The organism is Rhodococcus triatomae, from assembly GCF_014217785.1.
Classification (GTDB): Bacteria; Actinomycetota; Actinomycetes; order Mycobacteriales; family Mycobacteriaceae; genus Rhodococcus_F; species Rhodococcus_F triatomae.
Map to the genome: position 1 here is coordinate 628,325 of NZ_CP048814.1, position 24,449 is coordinate 652,773.

A 24,449-nucleotide genomic window follows, 5' to 3' on the forward strand; every position below is an offset into this window, starting at 1 on the left:
AGGCCCTCGTGGACACTGGAGGCCACCCGCGAAGGGAGAAGCCATGGCACCCGCCGACCCGAAGACCGTCCTGCATCGCACGCTGGACGAGGCCAGGGATGCGCTGCTGTGGAAGCTCGACGGCCTCGGCGAGTACGACGCCCGGCGCCCGCTGACACCCACCGGCACCAATCTCCTCGGTCTCGTCAAACATCTCACCGGAGTCGAGTTCGGATACTTCGGTGAGCCGTTCGGGCGGCCGGCCCGCCGGTTGCCCGCGTGGCTGGTTCCCGGCGCGGAGGACAGCACGGCCGAGGAGAACGTCGACATGTGGGCGAAGGAGACGGAGACCCGGCAACAGATCCTCGACGACTACCGCGCGGCCCGCGCCCACGCGGACGCCACCATCGCGGCCCTACCCCTCGATGCCGCCGGCCGGGTAGAGCCCTGGCCGCCGGACCGGCGGGACGTGACACTGCACGAGATGCTCGTCCTCGCCATCGCCGAAACCCACCGCCACGCGGGGCATGCCGACATCGTTCGCGAGCTCGTCGACGGTTCCGTCGGCCGGCTACCGGACGATCCCGCCTCCCCGCGCACGCGGTCCGAACTACAGGCACACTGGGATCGGGTCCATTTCGCCGCCGAACGCGCTGATCACCCTGTGTGACGGACGTCGTAACGCGAGCGTATTGCCGAATTTACCCAGGCAGGACTACTCTGCCGTTGTGCCCGGGTTTCGGCCCGATCTGCACCATTTCAGACAACGACGTCTGCCTCACCGGCTATCGGTTTCGAGGCCGGTCATCCGACACGAACCTCTCACCGCTGGCCACCGGTCCCCTTTTCCGGGAACCACCTTCTGTCGATGACACACATGAGGAGACGGTCGATTGACGACACGTGCCGCCCGGACGGGCCTGTACGACCCCGTGCTCGAGAAGAGTAGCTGCGGTGTGGGTTTCATCACCCGCAAGGACGGCACGCAAACCCACGAGATTCTCGCCAAGGCGCACGCCGCACTGTGTGAGGTGCCCCACCGAGGCGGCATGAACGCCGAGGGTGTCGGAGACGGGGCCGGGGTCAGCGTCGACCTGTCGGTGCGCCTGTTCCGCAAGCTCACCGGTATCGCCGACCTCGAGGCCGGCCGCTTCGGTGTGGGCAACTTCTTCCTCCCGAACAACCCGGAGTCGTACCCCGACGCGGAGTCGGTGATCACCCGCGGGCTCGCCGCACAGGGCCTCACCGTGCTGCTCACCCGCAACGTGCCCGTCGACGCCGCGGCCCTGCGGCCGGCGGCAGCCGCATACCAGCTGCCGATCCGACAGTGGGTGTTCGCCGCCCCGGACGGCTGTACCGATGCGACCGAGTTCGATCTGCGCATCCACGAGGCACTGCTCGAGATCGAGTCCGTCGCCTACACCGATCCGGCGCTGACCGGTCTCTATCCACTCTCGTTGAGCGCCCGCACCCAGGTCCTCAAGGGGCGGCTCAACTCGGGAGAGGTGATCCCCTACTTCCGGGATCTGGTCGACCCGGATCACGAAGTGCACACCCTGTACTTCCACACTCGCTTCTCCACCAACACCGATCCGCACCCCACGATGGCGCAGCCGTTCCGGCTGATGGCGCACAACGGTGAGCTCAACACAGACAAGAAGAACCGTCTCTCCGAGGCGGCGGTCGCCCGCGCTCGCAACCGCGAGATCATCCGTCCGCCCGGACAGTCCGACAGCTGCCGGCTGGACCAGACCTTGCAGAGCCGCGTCGTCGAGGACGGCCTCGGTCTCGTCGCCGCCGTCGTGTCGATGATGCCGCCCGCCTGGGAGAACGACACGTCGCTGTCGCCCGACGTCCGCGCGATGCTCGAGTTCTTCTCGCTCTACGAGGAGAAGAACGACGGCCCCGCCGCGCTGATCTTCGGCGACGGCTCGGTCGTCGGCGCTCGGCTCGACCGGCTCGGGCTGCGGCCGCTGCGCTCGGTGGAGACCGACGAGTACCTCTGCGTCACCTCCGAGGCGGGTCAGTTCGACTTCGACCCACAGACCGTCCTGCACCGCGGACGCATCGAAGCCGGTGGGATGCTGTACTTCGATCACCGTGCCGGACGGGCGTATTCGACCGACGAGGCTCTCGAACTGCTCGCCGCTCGTGAGGACTACGCGGCGCTCGTCGCGCAGGCGCGCAACACTCTCGAGTCGCTGCCCGAGATCCCGGTCGAACCCGGGCCGCAGCGCTACAACGGCGACCTGGAGCGCCATCAACGGTACGTCGCGTACTCGCACAACCAGGAGAGCTTCAAGTTCATGATGGACCCGATGCTCGCGTCGGGCCAGGAGAAGATCTCCGCGATGGGGTACGGCAACGCCATCAACGCACTCTCCGACGTCGAAGGCGGTGTGGCCAAGTACTTCTCGCAGCGCTTCGCCCAGGTCACCAACCCGGCACTGGACAGTATTCGCGAGGCGGACGGCATGACTCTGCGGGTGGCGCTCGGCGCGCGGCCGGGCAGCGGCGCCGTCGACGCTCCCCAGATCGTGGTGCCCACACCGATCCTCACGCATGCCGACATGCTCAGGATCCGCAAGCAGACGGCCACGCCGGTGCAGCGGTTCCCGATGCTCTACACCCCCGTGTACGGCGACCGGGACGCCAATGCCGCCGCGGTGGTCGCCGCGATCGATGCGCTCTGCGACGAAGTCGAGGCGTTCGCCCGGGAGCGCGGGGGCATCGTCATCGTCACCGACCGCCACGTGGCGTCCGATGCGGCGGCCCTGCCGCTGATCGTGGTCGTCTCGGCGATCAACCAACGCCTCATCGAGGAGGGCCTGCGGCTGCGTGCCTCCCTCGTCGCCGAGTCCGGCCAGATCTCGTCCTCGCACCATGTCGCGACCGCCCTCGGTTTCGGTGCGTCCGCGATCTACCCGCTGGCCGTGCAGTTGCGCGCCGAGGAGAAGTTCGCCGCCGACCCGGACGCCGCGTTCCGGAAGTTCGCGAAGGCATCCGAGAAGTCGCTCATGAAGACCATGGGACGCGTCGGACTGTGCACCGTGGAGAGCTACATCGGCGGCGAGTTCTTCGAGCCCAACTACCTCGACACCGACGACCCGGTGCTGCACCGGTACTTCCCGAACATGAAGACCCCGGTCGGTGGTGTGGGGTTCACCACCGTCGCCCAGGCCGTCGCCGATTGGCACGAGCGGGCACGGACCGTCCAGGGTGAGAAGGACATTCCTCTGCTCGGGCTGTTCAAGGAGCGAGCCGAAGGCGCGGGTCACTCGTACGGCACCACTGCGGTGCGCGGGTTCGTCGACCTCACCGAGGAGCCCATCTCGTTCGACACCTCCGGGTCGCAGGACCACACCGACGCACTGCGTCTGCTACCGCTCCACCGGCTCGAGGATGCCTTCGGCATCGACGACGACGCCTACCGCAACGCCGGGTTCCGAGCACTCACACCGGAGGCGGTCGACGGCTTCACCATCACCCCCGGCTACCGGGCCTTCTCCCGGACCATGGCCGAGGAGCGCTCCCGCCGCCCCGCCGCGCTGCGGGACGTGCTCGAGTTGCCTGCCGACGTGACGTTCGCGGTCACGGCCGACGACTTCACCCGCGAGATGGGCCCGTACAGCCGCACCGGGAACAACCACTACGTGGTGCGCGGACTGGAACCGGAGGCGCTGGGCGAGGACCGCTTCCGGCTCCGCCTCACCGGTCCGCACCGCGGCGACGGCGGACGCCTCGAGGCGCTCGGCACGTCGCTGGCCGCACGTTTCGGTGCCGACGTGCTCGAGCGCGTGGTCGACGGCGAGGCACTCGTGGTGCGGGTGGCGGGGCCGGCTCTGGCGTACGTCGGGCTGCTGCGGGCCGCGCCCGCCGCGATCTCCCTCGACGAGGTGCAGCCGGCCGGCGCGATCACCCCGCGCCTGACGTCCGGTGCGATGAGCCACGGCGCACTGAACGCCAACGCCCACGAGGCCGTCGCACACGGGACGAACATGGTCGGCGGCATGTCCAACTGCGGTGAGGGCGGCGAACACATCTCCCGCTTCGGCACCATCCGCGGCTCGCGGATCAAGCAGTTCGCGTCCGGCCGGTTCGGCGTGTGGGCCGGCTACCTGGCCGACCCGATGCTCGAGGAACTCGAGATCAAGATCGCGCAGGGCGCCAAACCCGGCGAGGGCGGGCAGTTGCCCGCACCGAAGGTGACCGTCGAGATCGCCGCCGCCCGCGGCGGCACTCCCGGAGTCGAACTGGTCTCTCCCCCACCACATCACGACACCTACTCGATCGAGGACCTGGCGCAGTTGATCCACGACTGCAAGGCCTCCCGGGTCCGCGTCATCGTCAAACTGGTGTCCTCGGAAGGCATCGGCACCATCGCGGTGGGTGTCGCGAAGGCCGGGGCGGACGTCATCAACGTCGCCGGAAACACCGGCGGCACCGGGGCCGCCGCCGTCACCAGCCTCAAGTACGCGGGCCGCTCCGCGGAGATCGGTGTCGCCGAGGTCCATCAGGCGCTCAGTGCGAACGGGCTGCGCGACAAGGTGCTGCTGCGCTGTTCGGGCGCGCACCAGACCGGCAGCGACGTCGTCAAGTCGGCGCTGCTCGGCGCGGACAGCTTCGAGTTCGGCACCACCGCACTGATGATGCTCAAGTGCGTGATGGCCAAGAACTGCAACGTCAAGTGCCCGGCCGGGCTCACCACCAACCCGGAGGTCTTCGACGGCGATCCGCGGGCGATGGCGCAGTACCTGCTCAACATCGCGCACGAGACCCGCGAGTTGCTCTCCGAACTGGGCCTGCGCTCGCTCCGCGAAGCGCGTGGTCGCACTGACCTGCTGCAACTTCTCGACCACCCCTCGGGTGTCGGTGCGCTCGACCTGCGGGCCATGCTCACCGTCGTCGACGAGATCCGCGTGGAGAACCCCGTGTACCTCGAGAAGGACTACACCCTCGACGACGGCTGGCTCACCGAACTGCGTGCGGCCCTGATCGACGACGGCGCCGAGACTGTGCGGCTGGGCGGCGGAGTCGTGCTCGGCAACCGGAACAAGACGGTCGGCGGTCAGCTGTCGGTCGACATCGAGCGGATGCTCAACCACGAACTGGGCGAGCAGCTTCCGCCGGCGGCTCTGCGGGACGACCGTGGCCGCGGGTACCTGCGAGCGGACTCGGTGCGGATCGAGACCACCGGGTCCGCGGGCCTGTCGTACGCCGCGTTCTGCAACGACGGCATGCGGATGACGCACACCGGAACCTGCAACGACGGCGTCGGCAAGGGCGCGTCCGGTGGCGTGATCGTGGTGCGCTCCCCCGGCGGCGGCTCCCCCGCCACCGGAGGGAACGTCCTCATCGGGAACTTCGCTCTGTTCGGCGCCACGGGCGGACGCACGTTCGTCGAGGGCGCGGCCGGGGACCGCTTCGCGGTGCGCAACTCCGGCGCCACCGCGGTGGTCGAAGGCGTCGGCGACTTCGCCTGCGAGTACATGACCAACGGCGCCGTCCTCAATCTCGGCGGGTTCGGCAAGGGCGTCGGCAACGGCATGTCCGGTGGCTTCTTCTACCAGTACGATCCGCACGGACTGCTGTCCGGCAAGGCCAGTGTGGATTCGATCCTGCTCGGGTCGATCGTCGGCGACGACGAGCAGGCCGTGCTGCACCGCGAGGCGGTGCACCTGTTGCTGGCCTGGCATGCCGAGGCCACCGGATCCACCAAGGCCCTGTGGTTGCTCGAGCACTGGGACACCGAGCAGGTGCACTTCGTGTACGGCATGCCGCGGGCGCTTCTGCAGTACCAGGACGCGGACGAGATCCTGGCAGCCAAGCCCCGCAAGGAACTCGTCGACGAGCTGGGATCCGCACTGGTCGCCCATCAGGTCCGCAAGTTCAAGGAGGACTACCGCGCCGGGCGCAGCGTGCTGGGCGGGGCCGTTCCCTCCTACGGCGAGACCGACACGGAGACCATGTTCGCGCTGCTCAACAACTACACGGTGCTCAGCGCCGCGCAGGAGCTGGCGCTGTCGAAGCTCCCCGGCGTCACCGACACGTCGGATCCGGCCGTGGACAAGGCTGTCCGGAACCTGCTTCTCACCGAGGATTTCTTCCTGGTCCAGAAGCTGCAGCGGTACGCCCGGGAGGCACTGGCCGGGTACGGAGACGAGGAGCTCGCGGTGATGGTGGCGGCCAAGCGGGTCGGCGACTACAAGGAGTCCCTGCGCCGCCGTGACGTGCGGTCCATGGACAGCCCGGGAACGTACGGCTGGATCCTGCACCAGGACACCAAGAACCGGGAGCGCATCGGCCGCCTGCCCGGGTTCGAGGAGCTGTTCGCCCAGCACGCGCTCCCCGACGTCGCCGCCGCGGCGGCCCGCACGATCGCACCGGCGTCGTGACCGCGCTGTACATCCCGCAGGATGCCCCGTTCAGCACCGACCAGCGAGTGTGGCTGTCCGGGTTCCTCGCGGGCGTGCAATCGCGGCTCCTCGTCGCCGCCGACGCCGCCGGGTCCGGCGCAACGAGTTCGGCTCCGGTCGTGCACGTGCTGTACGGCAGCCAGACCGGCAACGCCGAGTCCGTCGCCGAGGACGCCGCCGAAGCGGCTCGCGCACAGGGCCTCTCCCCGGTCGTGTCCGCACTCGACGACATGGACCTCGATCGGCTGACGACGGTCGAGCGACTCCTGGTCGTCACGTCCACGTACGGCGAGGGCGAGATGCCCGACAACGCCGAACTGTTCTGGGAGGCGCTGTCCGCCGAGGGCACGCCGCGACTCGAGCAGTGTGAGTTTGCGGTGCTCGCCCTCGGCGACACCGGCTATGACGGTTTCTGTCAGGCCGGCAAGGTGATCGACACCAGGCTCGAGCAGCTCGGTGCCAGGCGTCTGACCGCCCGGGTGGACTGCGACGTCGACTACGAGGACGCTGCGGCCGCATGGGTCGCCGAGACCGTGCCGCTGCTGGCTGCCGAGGCCGGGGCCGGGGCCGGGGCCGGGGCCGGAGCCGACGCCACACTGCCCGAGGTCGCGGCGAAGCCGAAGCGCAAGCGCTCACAGTGGACCCGCAAGAACCCGTACGCCTCGACCGTCGCCGTCAACCGTTGCCTGTCGAAGCCCGGCTCCGCGAAGGAAATCCGGCACTACGAATTCGCCCTCGCCGAGTCGGGACTCGAGTACGAGGCCGGGGACGCGCTCGGGGTCATGCCGATCAACGACCCGGTCCTGGTCCAGGCCGTCATCGACCGGCTCGGCATCGACGGTGACACCTCGGTGGCCGGCCACGATCGGCCGCTGCGCGACGTTCTGGCGTACAGCCTCGAGATCCGGACCCCGTCGCACGAGCTGATCACCGAGATCGAACAGCGCGCCGGCGACGACGAACTCAGCCACGTGGTCCGGCACGGCGACAAGGAAGCCCTGGACGCCTGGCTCTGGGGCAAGGATGTGCTCGATCTTCTCCTCCTCGACCCGTCCCCGGCGTTCGAGGTGGACGAGTTCACCGGACTACTGCGGCCTCTGCAGCACCGCGCCTACTCGATCTCGTCGAGTCCCAAGGCGGTCCCGGGCTCCGTCCACCTCACCGTGGCGAGTGTCCGGCACTGCACCGACGGACGCGACCGGGGTGGTGTGTGCTCGACGTTCCTCGCGGACCGGATCGGGGACGGCGAGTGTGCGGGAATCTTCGTCTCGCCCAACAAGTCGTTCCGCGTTCCCACCGACGACGGCGCGCCGATGATCATGGTCGGCCCGGGTACCGGCGTCGCACCGTTCCGGGCCTTCCTGCAGGAGCGCCGGGCACGCGGTGCGTCCGGGAAGAACTGGCTGTTCTTCGGTGATCAGCACCGGGCGTCGGACTACATCTACGAGGACGAGCTGACGCAGTTCGCCGACGAGGGTGTGCTGCACCGGCTGGACCTGGCGTTCTCCCGCGACCAGGCCGACAAGGTGTACGTACAGACGCGGATGGCGGAGCACGGCAAGGAACTGTTCGGCTGGCTCGAGGAAGGTGGGCACTTCTACGTGTGCGGCGATGCGAGCCGGATGGCGAAGGACGTCGACCGGGCACTGCACGCGGTGATCGAAACCCACGGCGGCATGTCCGCGGACGCGGCGAGCGAGTACGTGAACACCCTCAAGCGGGAGAAGCGGTACCTGCGCGACGTGTACTGACCGACAGCCGCGATCGCAACGCTGTGTCGGTGTCAGCTTCTATGCTCTGTGTTGTTGGAGAACACCGGCACGATCAACAGAGCGAGGGCAACCATGGCTGAGCGTTTGTGGCTCGACGTTCCGTTCAGTGAAAAGGACGACGCGAAGGCAAGTGGAGCACGGTGGGACGGCGGCGCGAGGCGCTGGTTTGCACCGACACCGCAATCCATGAGTCAGCTCGGACGATGGGCACCGAAGCCTCCAGTGCCAGCACTTCTTCCAGGGGAGGATAGGACATTCGGATCGGGCCTGTTCGTCGACCTCGTGCCAAGTTCTTGCTGGTTCACCAACGTCAGGTCGTGCGTCTCACAGCAAGATTGGGATCGATTGCGTCGAATGCTGATCACCCGCGCGGAGCAGCGTTGCGAGGCATGCGGCAGCGGTGAGGACCGTGCTGCCCGACGCTGGCTCGAAGCCCACGAACGTTGGAACTATGACAACGCCAGCCTCACCCAGAGTCTGCGTCGGTTGATCGTGCTCTGCACTCCATGTCATCAAGCAACCCATTTTGGTCTCGCTCAACTACGAGGACACGACGTTGAGGCACTCACCCACCTGTCGATCGTCACACGTATGAATCGCGATCAGGCGAACGCGCACGTATCCGACGCATTCCGTCTCTGGAACCAACGGTCGCAGTACGCTTGGCATCTCGACCTTTCCATCTTGATCAATGCGGGCATCGGCCTTCAGCGACCTCCATCACCGCAGCAGCGGGTCGAAGCTGCCATCCCCCACACTTCCGGCGCATAGTAGTCTTCTCGCCGCAAGCCGCGCGCAGCGACACTACGACATGAGCCGCCGTAATCCCGGTCGATCCGACCAGCGTGCGCCAGCCGGGACGACGTTGCGATAGCAGGTCGGCGGCCCCCAACCTATGCGCCCACCGGCAGGTACGGTAAGAACACTCGCATCATCCCGTCCATCCCCGCACATCTCTCTCCGGGGGGCGTATCGCCGCCGAAGACGTCCCGCGTGATCGTGAGAGCTCCGAACGAGGTTTCGACGGTGAGCACGCATTTGTCGAAGTGCCGGTCGGCATTGAACATGGCGCGTCTGCCGTCGATGTCGGCGTAGCTGATATCGGTGATCTGGGCGCGTTCGTCTCTCTCGACGTACTCCTCGAATGTGGTATTCGTGGAGATGACATTGACGCCTTTCACTCGTGGATCCATGTACGCGCAGGTGAGAAAGGTCCGGTCTTCGCCGCCGGTCAGATCGCTGACCTTCTCCGTGGAGGGGTCCAGCCCCGCCGCCTCGATCGCGTCGTCGGGGAGGTCGAGGCAGGGGTCGAAAAGCACCGGAGGCCGCCCCGATTCATCGGTGGACCGGGGTTCGCGAGTTGTCGAGGTTGCTACCGCGAGAGTGTCCCCGGATGCGTCGGGATCGTCGCTGTCCGTGCCGCACGAGGCAAGGGACAGTCCGAGAACGGTGACGATCCCGGCCGAACCGGCCCAGCGCCGCAGTGTCATGAGGCGAACCCTTGGGAAATGGTGGTGATCTGCTGCATTACGGCACTGTCCTGATCCGCAAAGGCCTCGCCACCGCCCACGAATGCGGCTCGCATCGCCTCGATCGCCTCGCGGAACTGCACCAACCGTCCCAGTACGGAATCAGGCCCGTCGACCCCTTTGCGGCGATATCCCTCGGCAAGTTGCTGTGCCGACTCGAATCCGCCGAATCCGGACACCGAACCGAGTTCGGACGCGTCGACTATTCTTTGGTCCAGTTTCGCCAGCATCTCGTCACAGATCCCGACGATCTCCTCGATCGTCCCCTCCTCGAGGCGCAACGGCTTTTGCTCACTCACGGTTCATCCCCCCTGGCTGCTCATTACGTCCGATCTGTGGACATGCTAGTCGACAAGCGAAACAGAGAACGCTGCCGAACCAGGATGGTGTCGTGGGCCAGTGCCCATCGCAGGAGTCAGCAGCCGAACTTCACGATCGGTTCACCAGTGTGGTGGTGCGGGGCTCGGCACAGGGTGGAAGGTGCCCGACACCTCACCCTGGGGCGAGGATTCCATGGGCAGGATAGACCAGTGCTGAGCGAACCTCGTCCGCTTGGCAAGCCACCAGCATGATCGTGTCGCCCCGGCCGCCTGCGGCGCCGTCACGTGGTCAGGCGAGCGCCGTCTCGAGATCGTCCAGGATGCGGTTGGCGCCTGCGAGTCCGATGCCGGTGATCCAGATCCGGTAGTCGACCTGGCGGATACCCCCGCTCTCGGCCGCACCGAACTGCGAGACCAGTTCGGGCGGCAGACCGAGATCGCCCTCGGGCAGGTTGTTGGCGATGAACAGTAGGTCCGAGTCGACCAGACCGACATGCTCGAGTGACAGTTCGGCCATGTCGTTCTTGGCATCCCACTCGTGCCCGGTGACCAGCAGACCGGCCTCGGTGAGCACGGATCCGCCGAACGTGCGCGGGCCGTGCAGCCGAACTCCCGGGTCGACGACCCGCAGGATGTGCGCGGTACGGGGATTCGCCGCGAAACGTTCCTTCAGCGCCGCGGTCCGCTCGTGGTAGCGAGTGAGTGCTTCGTCCGCCGTCTCGGTGCGTCCCAGGGCGTCGGCGTAGAGGTGGATGCTGCCCTGCCAGTCGACGGCCGGCGATGCGGCGAACACGGTGGGTGCGATGTTCGACAGGGACTCGTAGATCTCGCCGTGCCGCTGATCGTTGGACAGGATCAAGTCGGGCTGCAGGCGCGCAATCGATTCGAGGTTCGGCTCCGCGATCTTGCCGACGGACTCGGTGCCGTCGAGCCCGCTGCCGAGGTACTCGGGCAACGAGGAGGCGGACCCGGCCTCCGCCGCACCCACAGGTGTGACGCCGAGACTGACGACGGTGTCGATCGGGAGGCTGTCGAGGACGACCACTCGTTCCGCGCGGAACGGCACATCGGTGACACCACGAGCATGTTCCACCGCCCGCGTCCCCGACGTGTCGCCGGTGGCCGCGTCGGATCCGCTGCATGCGGCGGCCAATGCCGCCAGCGCCGCGACGCCGAGACCTGCACCGAACTGCCGCCGGGTGAGGTCGTCCACGATCTGATTCCATCGCACGTCGTCGACCGTCTTCGCCGCATACGCCACTGTCATCGAACAGACTCCTCGCATCAGGGTTGGCTTACCTTAACGTGTCGCCGGAGTGACGTGCAGTGCCCCTCTCCCCGCTGCGCTCAGTGGCCGGGGAACCCTCTGCTACCAGTCGGTGCTCAAGATCGATGGCGGGTCGTCGAAATAGTCGTCGTCATCACTGCTGTCGACCGCTCGATCGCGACTCGCCTGTGCCGCCTTCTCCGCGGCGTAGGCGTCCTCGATCTGCTGCCGCCCCTGCTCGGCCAGCGCCTCGCGCTCCTCGTCGCTCAGAGCAGACAATTCCTCGACGGCGCCGGTGACGAGCGGACCGACGACCCCGGTGAAAGTCTGGGAGTCGAAGACGTCGCGCAGGTCGGCGCGACCGTCCAGCACCTCGCCGACAAGCTTCTTGAAAGCCGGGTCGGGGGTGACCGCCGCGAGTGTCCGAAGCGACTTCCGCAGGTGCAAAGCTGCCGCCGGGTCGTCGTCCAACGAGGGGAGCAGTGGGCGTTCGTCAGCCATCTCAGACCTCGCCGTGATCGTACGCGGCGTCCGGCAGGTTGGGGAGCTTCACATCTTTGACGGTGGCCATATAGCCGGCAATGACACCAACGGTGGCCTGCGCACCCTGGAAGGCGTAGTTGAGGAGATCGAGAACCTTGTCAATCTTGCTGTAGACGCGATAGCCCATCGCGACAGCAGCCGCCCACGCACTGGCCGTCACCGCTGCGCCCACCCCCGTCGCTGCCAGTGCGGTCGACGCTTTCGCCGCGGCGAGGGTGATGAGGAACTCGATCATGCTGTCGGTAGCAATCGCGAGGCCGCCCTTGATGGCTTGGGATGCCTCGTACATGCCGATCGCTGTCTGTTCGATCTGCTTGCCCAGTGAATTGATCGCCGACTTCTGAGACTCGATCGCTTGCGCCAGCCCATCGAAGTACTGGGAGGCCGAGTTCGCGGCGTCCCCCTGCCAAGTCTTCGTTGCCACTTCCATAGCAGAAGACAGTTCACCGGACAGGAGCCCGTTGAACTTGCTGAGATGTGCCACGGCGAGGCCGGCCTCCTGGACAGACATCCAGTCGCCGGCAACGAAATCAGCAATCCAGTCAATCGGATTCGGCGCATTGATGAAACCCAACGCTGCATTGACTGGAGCTGTCAGCCAATACGTCGGGCTGAGGTAGGAGCCGCTCAGCGCGTTCTCCAGGATATCGGGAACTGGATCCGTCGCAGTTGGAGCGACGAGAGCACTGTACGGATTACTCAACATTCAGCGCTCCTGGAAGTCAGCCTGGCTGAATCTGGGCCAGGTTCGACGTGGTGACACGGTCAGTAGTGCGATAGTGGTCGGCAACCTTGGCCATTTCCTTGCCAGATTCTTCAATGAGCCGCTTTATCTCGTTCGTGTTGTCGACAAGCTGCGTCCGCGTGTCGGCAACCGCGGGTGCAACTGTGGCGAATATCCGTGCGTCACCCATGCCGATCGATAGGTGTTCCTCCAGATACCTCACTGCCTCAGCGGCTTGCCCTGCCAGATCATCCAACCTGGCTGCAAACACGTCGAGCTCAGCTGCATCGACATCCATCAGCGCCCCCTTCTCAGTCCGACCCCACCCCGGGTCGCACATCGGCTGCGAGAGTACCAGGGGCGAACTTGCGAAACTGAACCGCCGGCGATTGACTGAGTGGCGTGCACCAGCAGACGGACGACCGAGTGGCCTTTCCACTGCGCGAGGGAACGGAAGAAGAACTCGGCCGCTGGATCTCGCACCGGCACGTACCTAGACTCATGAGGTTCGAGGTTGTCCCACTACCAGAACTGTGCCCGGCTCACGGCGCCCCTTCGGTCTGGTCCAAGCAGTTGCGAATCTGGGCGGACCCCGAGACCGACTACCATCGAAAATCTCGCCTACGCAGAATCCTGCATGACTTGGGGCCTGGGCCGCGTCGCCTGAACCGCGGCATCGAGCGAGCAAAGACCGCACCGTCTGTTGCCGTCACTGCTCACGGCTGCCGCGAGTGCACGCGGTGGGTCTGGCGCCGACGGGCGCAGACCGCGCTGCTGGCGATTGTCGCTATCTGCCTACTGACCGCCGTTCCACGCGCGTTGGTTCTGGCGTCTCAGCACGGCTTGGCGCAACTGTCCCTGATTGCCGGAATCATCGTCCTTCTCTTCGCTGCGAAGTCGTGGAATTGGCTCGTTGAGTTCTCGCGGGCCTCGGTCAGCGACAACGGCACCCGACTGATCATCAGTCGCGCACACCCGGACTATGTGAGGGCTTCATTGGTTGCGGGCGCGCACCTTGCCCCTGCCGCATCCAGGGATTCGCAATCCTGACGAGGCGAGGACGAATCCAGACATCGATTGCGGCGGAACAGAACACAAGCTTTTTTCTCGCCGTGCCACGTGCGAGGGTCCTGGCGTCGATCCCACAGTTCGTCTTCTTCTCACTGCTTGCGAGCCTGGGCGCCGTCGCTCTGGCTGCCAAGTCCTGGCACTGGGTCGTCGACTTCTCCCGGGCTTCCGTCAGCGACGACGGCAGCCACCTGGTCATCAGGGACGCACACCCCGACTACGTGAACGCCGCCCTGGCGATGGGCGCGGAGCGCCTCGCGCCAGGTTCCAGCGAGCGCACGCCTTAGCCCGGTATCTGCCGCGCCAGCTCGTTGCGCTCGAATCCCGAGAACTGCCGGGTATCCGAGCAGTAGCCGCAGTTCTCGCCGAAGAACTCGGTGGCGGCGTTCGGGTCGTCGAGCAGCCAGTACCGCAACCATGCCGTGCTCGGTCCGCGGTTGGCACCTCCGGTGATGGCTGTCCCGAAGTGGATGGCCCCCCGAAGTTCCAGGTACTCGGCAGGTACGTGATCGGCGTCCTCATACAACGCACGTACCAGTGCCGGCCGGACGATGAGGTCGAACTGCCCGGCAAGGTAGAGGACGGGCACGTCGATGAGATCGACGTCGTTGAGCGGGCCGGGCTGAATGGCGACAACGGTATCGACGCGTTTGTCGATCGCCGCGTTGATCGCGCCCGAGCCGCCCTGTGAGTGCCCCGCCGCACCGATCCGGTCCAGGTCCACATTCCCGAAGAACACACTGTTCGGGTCCGCCGCCTCGCGTTCCATGAGGTCGATCCCGGAACGCATGGTGATCGCGAAGTTCACGTTCGGGCTGTTCGCCGCGACGACCACGAACCCGTGGCTGGCGTAGTGACGCAGCAGGGACGCATAGGCACCGGGGAGTGCTCCGGTGCCGTTGCCCCAGAGGACTATCGGATGCTTCTCGCCGCGCTGACCGAGGTCACGCGGGTAGTACAGGGTGTGCACCAGCCCGATCGAAACCTCCGGCGTGTACGGCCCGATCTCGGCCCATCGGTGTCCCACGCTCGGGACGGCCGCCGGTTCCGCGGCAGCCGTCCCGACCCACCCGGTTGCCCCGAGTGTCATGCACAGGGCCACGGCTACGAAGGTTCTTCGGAGCAGCGCGAGGGGTTTCCGCATGGGAGTGCACCTTTCGGGATCTGGCCGGTCAGTCGGTGAGGCTCGCCCGCATGCGCGCGGAGTCCGCCCCCACGGTTCGGGTGGCGAGGTAGATGAACACCGCGGTGAGCGCTAGCGTCAACGGCACCAGGTACAGCGCCGAGTTGAGCCCCTCCCCCGCGAACGCGGTCACTTCCTGCACGCCTGCGTCGGCTGCGGCGCGTTCGGCGAACCAGTCGGAGATTCCGCCGACCACCACCGGGCCGGCGAACCCACCCAGCAGATACATCGCGGCGAAGAACAGTGCGGTCGCGGTGGCCCGCAGCCGTGGGACGACGATGTCGTGGATCGCCGGGTACACGCTGATGTAGAAGCCGTAGGCGAGCAGCCATCCGAGCGCGAACAGCAGGGTGAACAGGAAGACGCTGCCCCCGTTCTGCATCAGCGCGAGCGCGGTGAGCGGCGCCGCGACAGCACTGGTGACCACGCCGATCATCAGCCGGGCGCGGGGCGAGGTGGCCGATGCGCGGTCCGCGTAGCGGGCGCCGATCAGCAGGCCGAGCAGTCCGGTGAGCCCGACGATCACTCCGGTGACGACCGCCGCGGACGTCAGCTTCAGCTCGTACTGTCGCATCAGCAGCGGCACGGTGAACGAATTGACGGCATAGGCAGCGAAATTGAAGGTCAAGCCCGCAAGGATCAGCCAGCGCAGGGTAGGGATCGTGAGTAGCTTCCGGATCGGCTGCGTGACGGGCTCCGATGCGGTGGCCGACACCTCTTCGGCCCCACCGCGTTCGGGATCGCGCATCCGGAACATGACGAGCGCGAGGAGCACTCCGGGAACAGCGGCAACGAAGAACGGTGCGCGCCAGGAATCGAACGACTCGGCGATCTTACCGACGGTGAAGTACGCGAGCATCAGCCCCATCGGGAGCCCGAGCATGAAGATTCCGAGGGCGCGGGAACGCCGGTCGGCCGGGTAGAGGTCACCGATCATCGAGTTGGCGGCCGGGGTGAAACTGGCCTCACCCACGCCGACACCGAGCCGGGCGAGGATGAACAACAGATAGTTGCCGGCGGCACCGGTGGCAGCGGTCAATCCGCTCCACACCAGCAGCCCGGCGCCGATGATCTTCGGGCGATGCGCGCGGTCGGCGAGGCGGCCGAGCGGCAGTCCCGCGATCGCGTAGACGACGGTGAACGCCGACGTGATCAGCCCGAGTTGCAGGTCGCTGAGCCCGAATTCGATCTTGATGGGTTCGGCGACGACGGCCGGAATGGCACGGTCGAAGAAGTTGAGCAGGTTGGCGAGGAACAGCGCGATCAGCGCCCCGCCGAGGATGGTGGTGCGGCCGGTACCCGAGGCAGGGGTGGTCGGCGCGGTCTGGTGCAGTGACATGGAGGGTCCTCGTTGACGACAGTGAACGGGTGGGGTGGTGGTCAGCGGAGCCGGTCGGCGACGTGGGCACCGATCGCCTGCATTCCCAGCGCCGTGGGATGCAGCGGTGCCGCGGATTCGGTCGGCACGGCGCCGGCGTAGTGCGCCTGTCCGGGGTCGGCACAGATGTCGTGCCCCGCGGTGACCGGACGGATGTCGACGAATGTCATTGCCCGCGCGCGTGTCTGCTCGGCCATCGCGTCGTTGACCGCGTCCATGACGCCCTGGAGGTAGTCGGCGTCGCGTGGCCACATCGGTTGACGGTCGGGGCATCCACCCGGCCGGGTGTACGTCCCGTAGCCGATGACGACGATCTCGGCGTTCGGCGCGTGAGCGCGCACCTCGTCGAGCGCCGCGCCCCACTGCGGAGCGGCGTCGTCGACGAGCGCCTGCTGCCGGTCGACGCCGTCGACGGTGGACGCGTCGGCGCACGACGTCCCGTTCGGTTCCGGGAGCGGGTTGAGGCAGCCGAGCGCGGTCGCGAACAGGTTGATGTCGTTGGCACCGATGGTGAGGGTGACGAGGTCCGTCTCCTCGCTCAGTGCGTGGATCTGCGGCGGAACGGGGCCGGAGACGGTGGCTTGCGGGCTGCTCGTGACGTGAGCGCTGCGCGCGGACGAGCACGTGACGTCGGTGAGCTGCGCGCCCAGGGACGCGGCGAGCACGGACGGATAGTTCAGATGCGAGCGCAGACAGCCGGGGCTCGTGAGGTCCTGGTCCGGGATCAGCGGCCCCGCGGCTGCCGAGTCGCCGAGCGCAACGTACTCGAGCGGCTCCGTCGGCCCCGCCGCGGCGGGGCCTGCTGCGGCGGCCAGGAGACACGCCGCGGCGGTGACGGTGTAGGCGGTTCGGCGCACGGATGGCACGGGGCTGGTCTCCTCTGGTCGGCGCCACCGTACGATCGGATTTGTCGATTCCGGAGTGGCGTGGATTACATATTCTCTGGAAAGTGACAGGTCGTCCTTGTTCGGGCGGCTCGACTATCGGGAGGAATTTGTGTCTGCAGACAAAACCATCGTGCTCGGTGGCCGGCCGCTGGCGGATCAGCTCGCCCAGCGCACCCACGCGATCGTGGCGGAGACCGTCGACACGGTGTGGACGCAGGTGCCGTTCTACCGGTCGCTGCCCGAGGAAGCCGTGCGCAGCGATGTCACCGCGATCATCCGACGTAACCTCGAGGTCTTCATCGCGAGCCTGCGGTCGCTGCGGCCACCGAGCGACGACGAATTGGTACGGGTCCGCGAGTCCGCGGGGCGACGGGCCGAGGAGCTGGTGCCGCTCGCGGAGGTACTGCACGCGTATCACCTCGGCACCGAGCACTGGTGGGCCGCGATCACCGAGCTCGCCGAGCCGGGGGATGTCGCGGACCTGGGGCGCGCGGGGGCGTTGTTGCAGACTCACCTGCAAGCGGCCACGGCTGCGGTGCTGGCCGGCTACGGGTCGGATCGGGCGACGCCAGGCGAGGACGACTCGGCGCGGCGCGCCCTGTTCCTGGCCCTGACGTCCGGGACGGACGCGACGGGGACGGCGGAGCGTGTGGGGGTCGACCTGCCGCGCCTGTACTGGGTGGCGGCGCTTCACATCGACCCCCATCCGGACGAGCAATCCGCCGAGGTCGATGCCGTCGTCGCCGAACGCCGCAAGGTGCGGCGGTTGCAGCGGGAGCTGGACAATGTCGGCCGCGACAACGCACTGAGCATGGTGACCAGCAGCGGTGGCGGAGTACTGATTCCGATCCTCGAGGCGGAGCCCGGCGTGGACGACTGGCAGAACAGTCCGCAGTACGCGCTACTGCATCGGAACCTGCGGGACATGGAACGGACGATCGGCGCCGCCGTGGTGGCAGGAGTGGCGGTGGCGGCGCCTCCGGATGTGCCGGGTGCATACGAGCAGGCGCGGGCCGTCCTGGATGTCGCCCGCCACTACGGCCGGGCCAGCGGCGCGGTGCGGCTGCGCGACGTCGCGCTCGAATACCAGCTCACCCGGCCGAGCGCCGCGACGCCGCTGCTCGCAGACCTGCTGTCCCCGTTGAACTCTCACCCCGCCGTCCTCGAGACCCTGGAGTCCTACCTCGACGCCGGCTGCGACCGCGCCGCCGCGGCAACAGCGCTGCACGTGCACCCGAACACGGTGGTCTATCGACTGCGGAAGGTCGCCACTCTCACCGGCCTGGACGTCGGCTCGGCGCCCGATCTGGTGCGGCTCGTCGCGGCGTTGGCGGCGCGGCGGGTGCGTGAGTGAGTGAGTGGTCCGCACTACGACACTGCGCGGCCTCCAACTCGTCGCGATCTGAAGCCAACCGTAGGTCGAATTTCGCGCTACCCTCGGGCGGTATCGCCCGCCCTCAAACCGGCGAGCCAGCGCTGATCCGGCGGCCACTTCACGAACCGTCGCCGCCGACACCTGGGATGGAGAGTGCAAGCGCCGTGCCATTCACTCGCTCCAGAAGCAGCCAACCGAGATGTGAGATCACTCCTGACTGGCGCGCCCAGACAGAGTTCGTCATACCCGAGCCCTACCATGAACAGCGTGCGCACACTCATCGATCTCTTCGCCGGCTGCGGGGGCATGACCAGCGGTTTCACCGCCGAGGGATTCACGTCAACACTCGCTATCGAGTTCGACCTCCATGCCGCGGCAACTTACGCTGCCAACTTCGGCGAGGATCACACACTGTGGAAAGATATCGGTGCGGTCAGAAATCAGCAGATTCCGAAGGCAGATGTGGTCATCGGCGGTCCACCGTGCCAGGGGTTCTCGAACCTAGGTTCAAGAGACGTCGACGATCCCCGCAACCAGCTATGGCGCGAGTACTTACGTGTCGTTCGTGCGGCGAACCCCAAGGTCTTCGTCATTGAGAATGTTGACCGATTCATGCGGTCGCAGGAGTTCGAGTTGCTCCTCGCCGAGGCCGACCACGGTTCACTCAAACGGTATGAGCTGTCGTACGGTCACCTCAATGCGGCAGACTTCGGCGTAGGCCAACGACGAAAGCGCACGATAGTCATCGGCTCCCGCATCGGAAAGATCGAGCTGCCTGCTGCGACGCACGCCCGCGTGCCGGATGCCCGCAACGTGGCCCCCTGGGTGACAACTCGCGAACGCATTGGCGATGCACCTGAGACACCGACCTCAACATCGCTTCCCGATTCTACTGTCAGGGTCTTCGGTGAGAATGTTCCCGGTGTCTTTAAAGGCCTCGACATCCACCTTGGACGAACACCGACACCCCTGTCCCTGCAACGTTACGACCACGTCCCGCCCGGCGGGGGTCGTTTCGATGTACCTGACCATCTCCTTCCACGGTGCTGGCGCGAAAAGCCTTCCGGCACGACCGATGTCATGGGCAGGATGCGGTGGGACATGCCATCTCATACGATTCGGACTGAGTTCTTCAAGCCCGAAAAGGGTGCATATCTGCATCCCCAGTGGGACGCCCTCGGCAAGCACCGCGTCAACCGTCCAATAACACACTACGAGGCTGCACTACTACAAGACTTTCCCGAGGATTTCCTATGGTGTGGGAGCAAAATTCAGATAGCCAAGCAGATCGGCAACGCGGTGCCCGTCGGGCTAGCTCGTGCTATAGCCAAGCACATTTCAGATTACCTGTGATGCGTCCGCACTTGCCGATTGCCTCAGCTACTCATTGGAGTCCACCACCAGCATGCTTGGACACATGACCGACAGCACAGGACTATTCGAGGTAGATACCGTTCCCAGCACAGGAGCCTCGAAGCGTCCGTCAGATGCACGAGCAACGGCAATGCGTCGCGTTCGGAATGGGTTCCGAAAGCACCCCGACCCAACGAGCCCGATGTCCACGGTTCGCTATCGGCCGAAGCAAGCTCCACCATCCCCACCGAACGACCTCGAGCATGTGGCTTCGTTCTTCGAGAGTGCTCCAGACGGCCGCGAGCGTTTCCGCTGGACCCTGAGAGACTCACTCGATGAAGCCCTCGACGGTCAACGCACCGGTCGATGGTGTTACCAACACCTCCGGAAGACGGAAAAGACCTATCTCGGAACGGCTGTCGAAATCAACCTGACTCGCGAGTTCGACATCTCGGATGGGCACGACCTCGACTGGAGGATCCTTGACACTGAAGTCGACTGCAAGTTCTCCCGCGATCTGGGAGGATGGGAAATTCCCACAGAGATGTACGTCTGTGCACACCACGGAGAGCAGTCAGCAGATTACGACCAGATTGCCCTCCTAACCTGGTTGAACGATGACACCAAAGAGTGGGCTGCTGGACTTCTTCGAATTTCCGACAGCCGCCTCCGTTGGCGGCGGGACAAGTCGGGAGCAGACGTCCGCGCCTACAATAAAGATTTCAAACGCAGAATCTCTGAGAGCTCGTTGGCAGACATCTACTGGCTATGGGGAGGGATACAGACCGATCTGCCCACGAATCTCCTCCGCCACCTACCCAAATCAACCCGTGACGAAATCCTCAAACCGGGATCGAGTGGGCAGGGTCGCGTGGACGCGCTTTTCCGCCACGTCCAGAATCGACTGATCAATCGCAATGTAGTCCTTACGGTCGGACAACAGGATGACGCGCCCAAACGGGCAAGAGACGCCCGCATACACTTGAGACCGCACGGTATTATTGTGCTCGGACACGACCGGCCACACCAGAGGATCGCCGATTCGCTAGGACTTGAGATTCCTAGTAAAGGCTCGTGGATTTCCACGCGCGTTGCCCCTGTCCCGCCTGACGACGTACGCAGCAGCTTCTTCCTCGATGAACAGTGGTGGGCACGAGCCACCGGCGACGACGAGAGCGAAGCGCCGACCTTCCCGACGAAAAAATGGGATGGGCTCCGATTCGCCCCTCCGGCCGCTACAGGAACCAGCCGAACGGATATCACATGGGCGCCGTGACCGTTCTCAGACCCGAGAGAGAGCACAATTTGGCAGGTTCAAGGCATGGATCCTAAGTTCGCGCGTACTCTCTGCGGGTACCGCGCAGGGACGGCATTGCCATCGACCTCTGACAAGGGTGATGTCAACTCGATCCGATGGGGCCGAGCGATGTTCGATGCGCTAGGTGTCGCCCACGCAACACCCGAAATCTCAGATGTCGGCACGGCACTCGAAGTCGCCGTTGTCGAGGATCTCCGCGCGCGGCGCCCCGACCTAATCGTTGATCGGTCACGTATCGCTACCGATTTCGATCAGTATCGACATCTTTCACAGCTGAAGAACTATATGTCCAGCTTTCACGATGATCTCGATCGTATCGAGATGGCAATCGCTGAAACGAAACAACTCGATACCTCGAAATCTGTAACAGCGCTACGGCGGCAGCTGAACACCATTCGGAACCATGCCGCCTCGAACCGCGGCTTTTTTTGCGCGCTGAAGGAGAACCTCGCCGAAGAGTCAATGTTGAGGACGGACATCGCCGTAACTTCCCCTCGAAGTGGCCAGCGCCTACTAGTCGCACTCAGCTCCAAATGGTCGCTGCGGACTGACCGAGCACAGGATTGCGTGTCGCAGGGAAGCAAACTCGTATCGCTGCGTAGAGGCCATATGCCACACTTCGCAGTCATCACGATGGAACCTCGTCCATCGATGCTCCGCCTGCTCACAGATGGTTCTGGATCCGTCGATTGCGTCTATCACGTTGCCTTCGGCGCCCTCAAGACCGCCGCCAACAGTCTTTCTAAGCAATCGATCCCGAGAATGCCGGAGCAGCTTGATCTACTCGACCGGATGATCAAGCAGAATCGCATCAGACCATTTTCGGCGCTCCTCGATGAGATCAATCTCCTGCCATAGTCACAACCCACGGACGTCCAGTCTGGGTTATTCCACGCAGTAAGCAGGTCATTCCCGTTGTTCACCCCTGCGGCTCCTGTACCACTAGCCAGGGGCCTCACTGAACCGTGCTGTGTGCGCTAACTATCTCCCACTCGTCAGATCCCAACCTCGCGCGCGCCGTCGCCGATGATCCGATCATTACATAGCAGGGGCAGCTCGACCCTGTGGCACCAGCGATCGCCCGGTGCGGACCCCTCAACCCATACCCACCCGCCCCTCGACCACCCCCAACGTCCGAGCAATCCGCCCATCGACATCGGCGAACGCCTCACCACCGGCCGCGAATGCCTCACGCATGGCTACGATGACCTCTTCGTACTGCCCGATGCGAGTGCGGACCACCGCAGCCTTCGCCACGTACCCGGCGGTGAGTTGTCGGCCGGTCGCGAAGTCGCCCAGGCCGGTGAGCTGGTCGAGGCGTGAGGCCTCGCTCTGCGCCTCGCGCAGCATCTCCAACATCTGATCGCAGATCCTGACGCACTGCTCGATCGCGTCGTCGTCCAAGCGAAATGTCACGGTATCCCCCCGTCGAAATCTTCCTCCCCTTGGCTGGGCATGCTACTTCAGCGCAGGTCGGCCGTATACCCGAATCCGGAGCGGATGCTAGGTTCACTTCCGCAGGGAACACCGGTGCGAATCCGGGGCTGTCCCGCAACTGTCACCGAGTAGCAGACCTTCATCCGATGGCCACGACCTCCCTGGGTTGGAAGGCCGAAGGCGAGTGTTGATCCGGGAGCCAGGACACCTGCACCGTAGTCAGGACCGAGTTCACGAGGATGAAGATGCGAGTGTTCACTCGCCGCACCCGGCAGTCTGCCGCGCGGCCACCCCACCATGCCCCCACCCCGGCCCGGCGCCGCTCGATCTTCGCGGCCGGGATGCTGGCCGTCGCGCTGGTCTTCGCCGGCTGCGCGTCCGGCGACACCGCCGACGACGCGACCGCCTCGGCGCAGCAGCTCCGAGAGGAGGGCGACGGCTCCCTGACCATCTACAACTCGTACAAGATCGCGGGCCTGGACCCGATCGGCACCGGCACGAACTGGCTGTTCGACTGGGGCATCGCGGAGAACCTGCTGCAGGTCACCGACGACGGCGACATCGAGCCGTGGCTCGCAGAGGACGTCTCCCGCGACGGCGACACCCGCTGGATCATCACCCTGCGGGACGGCGTCACCTTCCAGAACGGCAAGCCCGTCGACGCGGAGGCCGTCGCGGCCGCCCTGTCCCGCCAGATCGCCGAATCCTCCAACGCGCAGGTCTACCTCGACCCTGCGACGACCGCGACGGTCGACGACGGCAAGGTCGTGCTCACCACGCCCGAACCCAACGCGATGGTTCCCGCGGCCCTCGCCGCCCGCGACAACTCGCTGCAGATCTACGACGTCGCGGCCATGGAAGCAGCGGCAGGAGACTCAGCGCAGATCGTGAACGCCGGCGCCTACTCCGGCCCCTACGCGATCACCGAGTGGAACCCGGACAACCTCGTCCTCGCCCCCTACGCGGACCATTGGGAGGGCACTCCCCCGCTGACCGGGATCACCGTTCGCGTGGTTCCCGACGAGCAGGCCCGGCTCGCGGGCGTGCAGAGCGGGGAGGCCGACATGGCCTTCTACCCGTCCACGTCGGCGAAGCTCGAGCTCCAGGGCAACGACGACATGCACGTGCTGTCCTCCGAACTCGCTCTCCAGTCGCTGCTGGTGGAGATGAACCTGAAGGACGGGATCTTCACCGACACCGACGTGCGCAAGGCGTTCACCGCCGCCATCGACTACGAAGGCATCGCCGCGGACGTCGGCAACGGCCAGTTCGCCCCCGCGGCCGGCCTCTACCCGGACACCATGTCCTTCGCCGTAGACAACCAGGTCCACGACCTGGACGAGGCGAACCGCCTCCTCGACGAGGCGGGCTGGGTCACCGGCGGTGACGGCATCCGGGAGAAGGACGGCCAGAAGCTGGTGGTGCGCTTCGTCACCCAGGCGCAGGGACCGGAGACCAACGACGTCGCCATCGCGATGAAGGACCAGGTCTCGCGCGCCGGGTTCGACCTGCAGATCGACAACGCCGAGGACTCCGCAGCGGTGAAGAACGATCCGACGGCGTGGGAATCATCGGTGGCACTGAGCGGTTCGCTGTCCGGCACCGCGGACCCGATCCAGCCGTACCTGGTGCGCTGGACCACCGACGGCTCCTCGAATGCCCAGGGCATCAGCAACCCGGAGATCGACGCGATCGGTGAGCAGCTGCGCGGCGAGTTCGACACCGAGCGCCGGGACGAGCTGCTCGAGCGCGCACAGGAGATCCTCGTCGCCGAGCAGGCTTACGTGGTGGCCGGGACGTTCAAGTACTTCACGGTGGTGACCGGTCCGGAATGGGCCGACTACCACGTGTCGAGCGTTCGCCGGCACATCACCAGCCAGACCGGCAAGTAACACCGCCT

At 65.9% G+C, this 24,449-nt stretch carries 21 protein-coding genes and 1 riboswitch; of the genes, 11 read left to right on the forward strand and 10 right to left on the reverse strand.

The annotated features are described in order from the left end of the window. Positions 1-43: 43 nt before the first annotated feature. The 4 genes from G4H71_RS02950 (at position 44) to G4H71_RS22980 (ending at position 8,938) form a co-directional block, all read left to right on the forward strand. A complete protein-coding gene (locus tag G4H71_RS02950; protein ID WP_072736867.1) occupies positions 44-649 on the forward strand; it encodes a DinB family protein in 606 nt (201 codons plus the stop codon). 223 nt (positions 650-872) lie between these two features. Continuing rightward, entirely contained in the window at positions 873-6,374 is a 5,502-nt protein-coding gene (locus tag G4H71_RS02955) for a glutamate synthase-related protein (protein ID WP_072736866.1), read from the forward strand. Beyond that, positions 6,371-8,146: a sulfite reductase subunit alpha gene (locus G4H71_RS02960; RefSeq protein WP_072736865.1), complete on the forward strand. Its 1,776-nt coding sequence runs from the start codon at positions 6,371-6,373 to the stop codon at positions 8,144-8,146. The genes G4H71_RS02955 and G4H71_RS02960 overlap by 4 nt, the downstream gene beginning before the upstream one ends. A 93-nt stretch (positions 8,147-8,239) precedes the next feature. Next, positions 8,240-8,938 (forward strand): DUF5710 domain-containing protein, encoded by a 699-nt coding sequence (locus G4H71_RS22980; protein WP_072736983.1) that lies wholly within the window; start codon positions 8,240-8,242, stop codon positions 8,936-8,938. Between the two features lie 122 nt (positions 8,939-9,060). On the opposite strand, the gene G4H71_RS02970 is transcribed toward G4H71_RS22980, so the two are convergent. From G4H71_RS02970 to G4H71_RS02995, 6 genes are all read right to left on the reverse strand, one after another. Continuing rightward, positions 9,061-9,657 carry a DUF3558 domain-containing protein gene (locus G4H71_RS02970; protein ID WP_072736864.1) on the reverse strand — a complete coding sequence of 199 codons (597 nt, stop codon included), beginning with the start codon at positions 9,655-9,657 and terminating at the stop codon, positions 9,061-9,063. Continuing rightward, the gene (locus tag G4H71_RS02975; RefSeq protein WP_072736863.1) at positions 9,654-9,995 is read right to left on the reverse strand and encodes a hypothetical protein; all 342 of its coding nucleotides are present in this window, start codon (positions 9,993-9,995) and stop codon (positions 9,654-9,656) included. Before G4H71_RS02975 ends, G4H71_RS02970 begins: the two co-directional genes overlap by 4 nt. Before the next feature lie 310 nt (positions 9,996-10,305). Then, a complete protein-coding gene (locus G4H71_RS02980; RefSeq protein ID WP_072736862.1) occupies positions 10,306-11,283 on the reverse strand; it encodes an ABC transporter substrate-binding protein in 978 nt (325 codons plus the stop codon). Between the two features lie 102 nt (positions 11,284-11,385). Next, the gene (locus G4H71_RS02985; RefSeq protein ID WP_072736861.1) at positions 11,386-11,784 is read right to left on the reverse strand and encodes a hypothetical protein; all 399 of its coding nucleotides are present in this window, start codon (positions 11,782-11,784) and stop codon (positions 11,386-11,388) included. A gap of 1 nt (position 11,785) precedes the next feature. Further along, positions 11,786-12,532: a hypothetical protein gene (locus G4H71_RS02990; RefSeq protein WP_139183292.1), complete on the reverse strand. Its 747-nt coding sequence runs from the start codon at positions 12,530-12,532 to the stop codon at positions 11,786-11,788. Positions 12,533-12,548: 16 nt separating this feature from the next. Next, entirely contained in the window at positions 12,549-12,848 is a 300-nt protein-coding gene (locus G4H71_RS02995; protein ID WP_139183293.1) for a hypothetical protein, read from the reverse strand. Positions 12,849-12,952: 104 nt separating this feature from the next. On the opposite strand from G4H71_RS02995, the gene G4H71_RS03000 reads away from it, so the two are divergent. Next, entirely contained in the window at positions 12,953-13,600 is a 648-nt protein-coding gene (locus tag G4H71_RS03000; RefSeq protein ID WP_139278256.1) for a hypothetical protein, read from the forward strand. Between the two features lie 62 nt (positions 13,601-13,662). Beyond that, complete coding sequence (locus G4H71_RS03005) at positions 13,663-13,905, forward strand: hypothetical protein (RefSeq protein ID WP_072736858.1); 243 nt, start codon at positions 13,663-13,665, stop codon at positions 13,903-13,905. Here the strand turns inward: G4H71_RS03005 and G4H71_RS03010 are convergent. The 3 genes from G4H71_RS03010 to G4H71_RS03020 are packed head-to-tail and all read right to left on the reverse strand — an operon-like array spanning position 13,902 to position 17,045. Next, entirely contained in the window at positions 13,902-14,762 is an 861-nt protein-coding gene (locus G4H71_RS03010) for an alpha/beta hydrolase family protein (RefSeq protein WP_072736857.1), read from the reverse strand. The genes G4H71_RS03005 and G4H71_RS03010 overlap by 4 nt on opposite strands. A 28-nt stretch (positions 14,763-14,790) precedes the next feature. Next, a complete protein-coding gene (locus tag G4H71_RS03015) occupies positions 14,791-16,140 on the reverse strand; it encodes a spinster family MFS transporter (RefSeq protein ID WP_083343171.1) in 1,350 nt (449 codons plus the stop codon). Positions 16,141-16,181: 41 nt separating this feature from the next. After that, the gene (locus G4H71_RS03020) at positions 16,182-17,045 is read right to left on the reverse strand and encodes an SGNH/GDSL hydrolase family protein (RefSeq protein WP_139183294.1); all 864 of its coding nucleotides are present in this window, start codon (positions 17,043-17,045) and stop codon (positions 16,182-16,184) included. Between the two features lie 130 nt (positions 17,046-17,175). Here G4H71_RS03020 and G4H71_RS03025 point away from each other — a divergent pair, with 130 nt between their 5' ends. From G4H71_RS03025 to G4H71_RS03040, 4 genes are all read left to right on the forward strand, one after another. Further along, positions 17,176-18,420, forward strand: a complete 1,245-nt coding sequence (locus G4H71_RS03025; protein ID WP_072736856.1) for a PucR family transcriptional regulator — start codon at positions 17,176-17,178, stop codon at positions 18,418-18,420. A gap of 279 nt (positions 18,421-18,699) precedes the next feature. Next, positions 18,700-19,794 (forward strand): DNA cytosine methyltransferase, encoded by a 1,095-nt coding sequence (locus tag G4H71_RS03030; RefSeq protein ID WP_072736855.1) that lies wholly within the window; start codon positions 18,700-18,702, stop codon positions 19,792-19,794. 202 nt (positions 19,795-19,996) lie between these two features. After that, complete coding sequence (locus G4H71_RS03035; protein ID WP_072736854.1) at positions 19,997-21,070, forward strand: NaeI family type II restriction endonuclease; 1,074 nt, start codon at positions 19,997-19,999, stop codon at positions 21,068-21,070. A gap of 45 nt (positions 21,071-21,115) precedes the next feature. After that, complete coding sequence (locus G4H71_RS03040; RefSeq protein WP_072736853.1) at positions 21,116-21,970, forward strand: NgoMIV family type II restriction endonuclease; 855 nt, start codon at positions 21,116-21,118, stop codon at positions 21,968-21,970. A gap of 237 nt (positions 21,971-22,207) precedes the next feature. Here the strand turns inward: G4H71_RS03040 and G4H71_RS03045 are convergent, their stop codons facing one another. Then, complete coding sequence (locus G4H71_RS03045; RefSeq protein WP_072736852.1) at positions 22,208-22,528, reverse strand: hypothetical protein; 321 nt, start codon at positions 22,526-22,528, stop codon at positions 22,208-22,210. A 61-nt stretch (positions 22,529-22,589) separates the two neighbouring features. After that, positions 22,590-22,779, forward strand: a riboswitch (cobalamin riboswitch). 15 nt (positions 22,780-22,794) lie between these two features. Here G4H71_RS03045 and G4H71_RS03050 point away from each other — a divergent pair. Beyond that, complete coding sequence (locus tag G4H71_RS03050; protein WP_169847119.1) at positions 22,795-24,441, forward strand: ABC transporter substrate-binding protein; 1,647 nt, start codon at positions 22,795-22,797, stop codon at positions 24,439-24,441. The last annotated feature ends 8 nt before the right edge of the window (positions 24,442-24,449 follow it).

Bases quoted from the DNA above. Each gene is read 5' to 3' on its own strand.
- G4H71_RS02995 (WP_139183293.1), bottom strand. From the start codon at position 12,848: ATGGATGTCGATGCAGCTGAGCTCGACGTGTTTGCAGCCAGGTTGGAT.
- G4H71_RS02990 (WP_139183292.1), bottom strand. From the start codon at position 12,532: ATGTTGAGTAATCCGTACAGTGCTCTCGTCGCTCCAACTGCGACGGAT.
- G4H71_RS02980 (WP_072736862.1), bottom strand. From the start codon at position 11,283: ATGACAGTGGCGTATGCGGCGAAGACGGTCGACGACGTGCGATGGAAT.
- G4H71_RS22980 (WP_072736983.1), top strand. From the start codon at position 8,240: ATGGCTGAGCGTTTGTGGCTCGACGTTCCGTTCAGTGAAAAGGACGAC.
- G4H71_RS03035 (WP_072736854.1), top strand. From the start codon at position 19,997: ATGTCCACGGTTCGCTATCGGCCGAAGCAAGCTCCACCATCCCCACCG.
- G4H71_RS03030 (WP_072736855.1), top strand. From the start codon at position 18,700: ATGAACAGCGTGCGCACACTCATCGATCTCTTCGCCGGCTGCGGGGGC.
- G4H71_RS03010 (WP_072736857.1), bottom strand. From the start codon at position 14,762: ATGCGGAAACCCCTCGCGCTGCTCCGAAGAACCTTCGTAGCCGTGGCC.
- G4H71_RS02985 (WP_072736861.1), bottom strand. From the start codon at position 11,784: ATGGCTGACGAACGCCCACTGCTCCCCTCGTTGGACGACGACCCGGCG.
- G4H71_RS02970 (WP_072736864.1), bottom strand. From the start codon at position 9,657: ATGACACTGCGGCGCTGGGCCGGTTCGGCCGGGATCGTCACCGTTCTC.
- G4H71_RS03050 (WP_169847119.1), top strand. From the start codon at position 22,795: ATGCGAGTGTTCACTCGCCGCACCCGGCAGTCTGCCGCGCGGCCACCC.
- G4H71_RS02950 (WP_072736867.1), top strand. From the start codon at position 44: ATGGCACCCGCCGACCCGAAGACCGTCCTGCATCGCACGCTGGACGAG.
- G4H71_RS03040 (WP_072736853.1), top strand. From the start codon at position 21,116: ATGGATCCTAAGTTCGCGCGTACTCTCTGCGGGTACCGCGCAGGGACG.
- G4H71_RS03015 (WP_083343171.1), bottom strand. From the start codon at position 16,140: ATGTCACTGCACCAGACCGCGCCGACCACCCCTGCCTCGGGTACCGGC.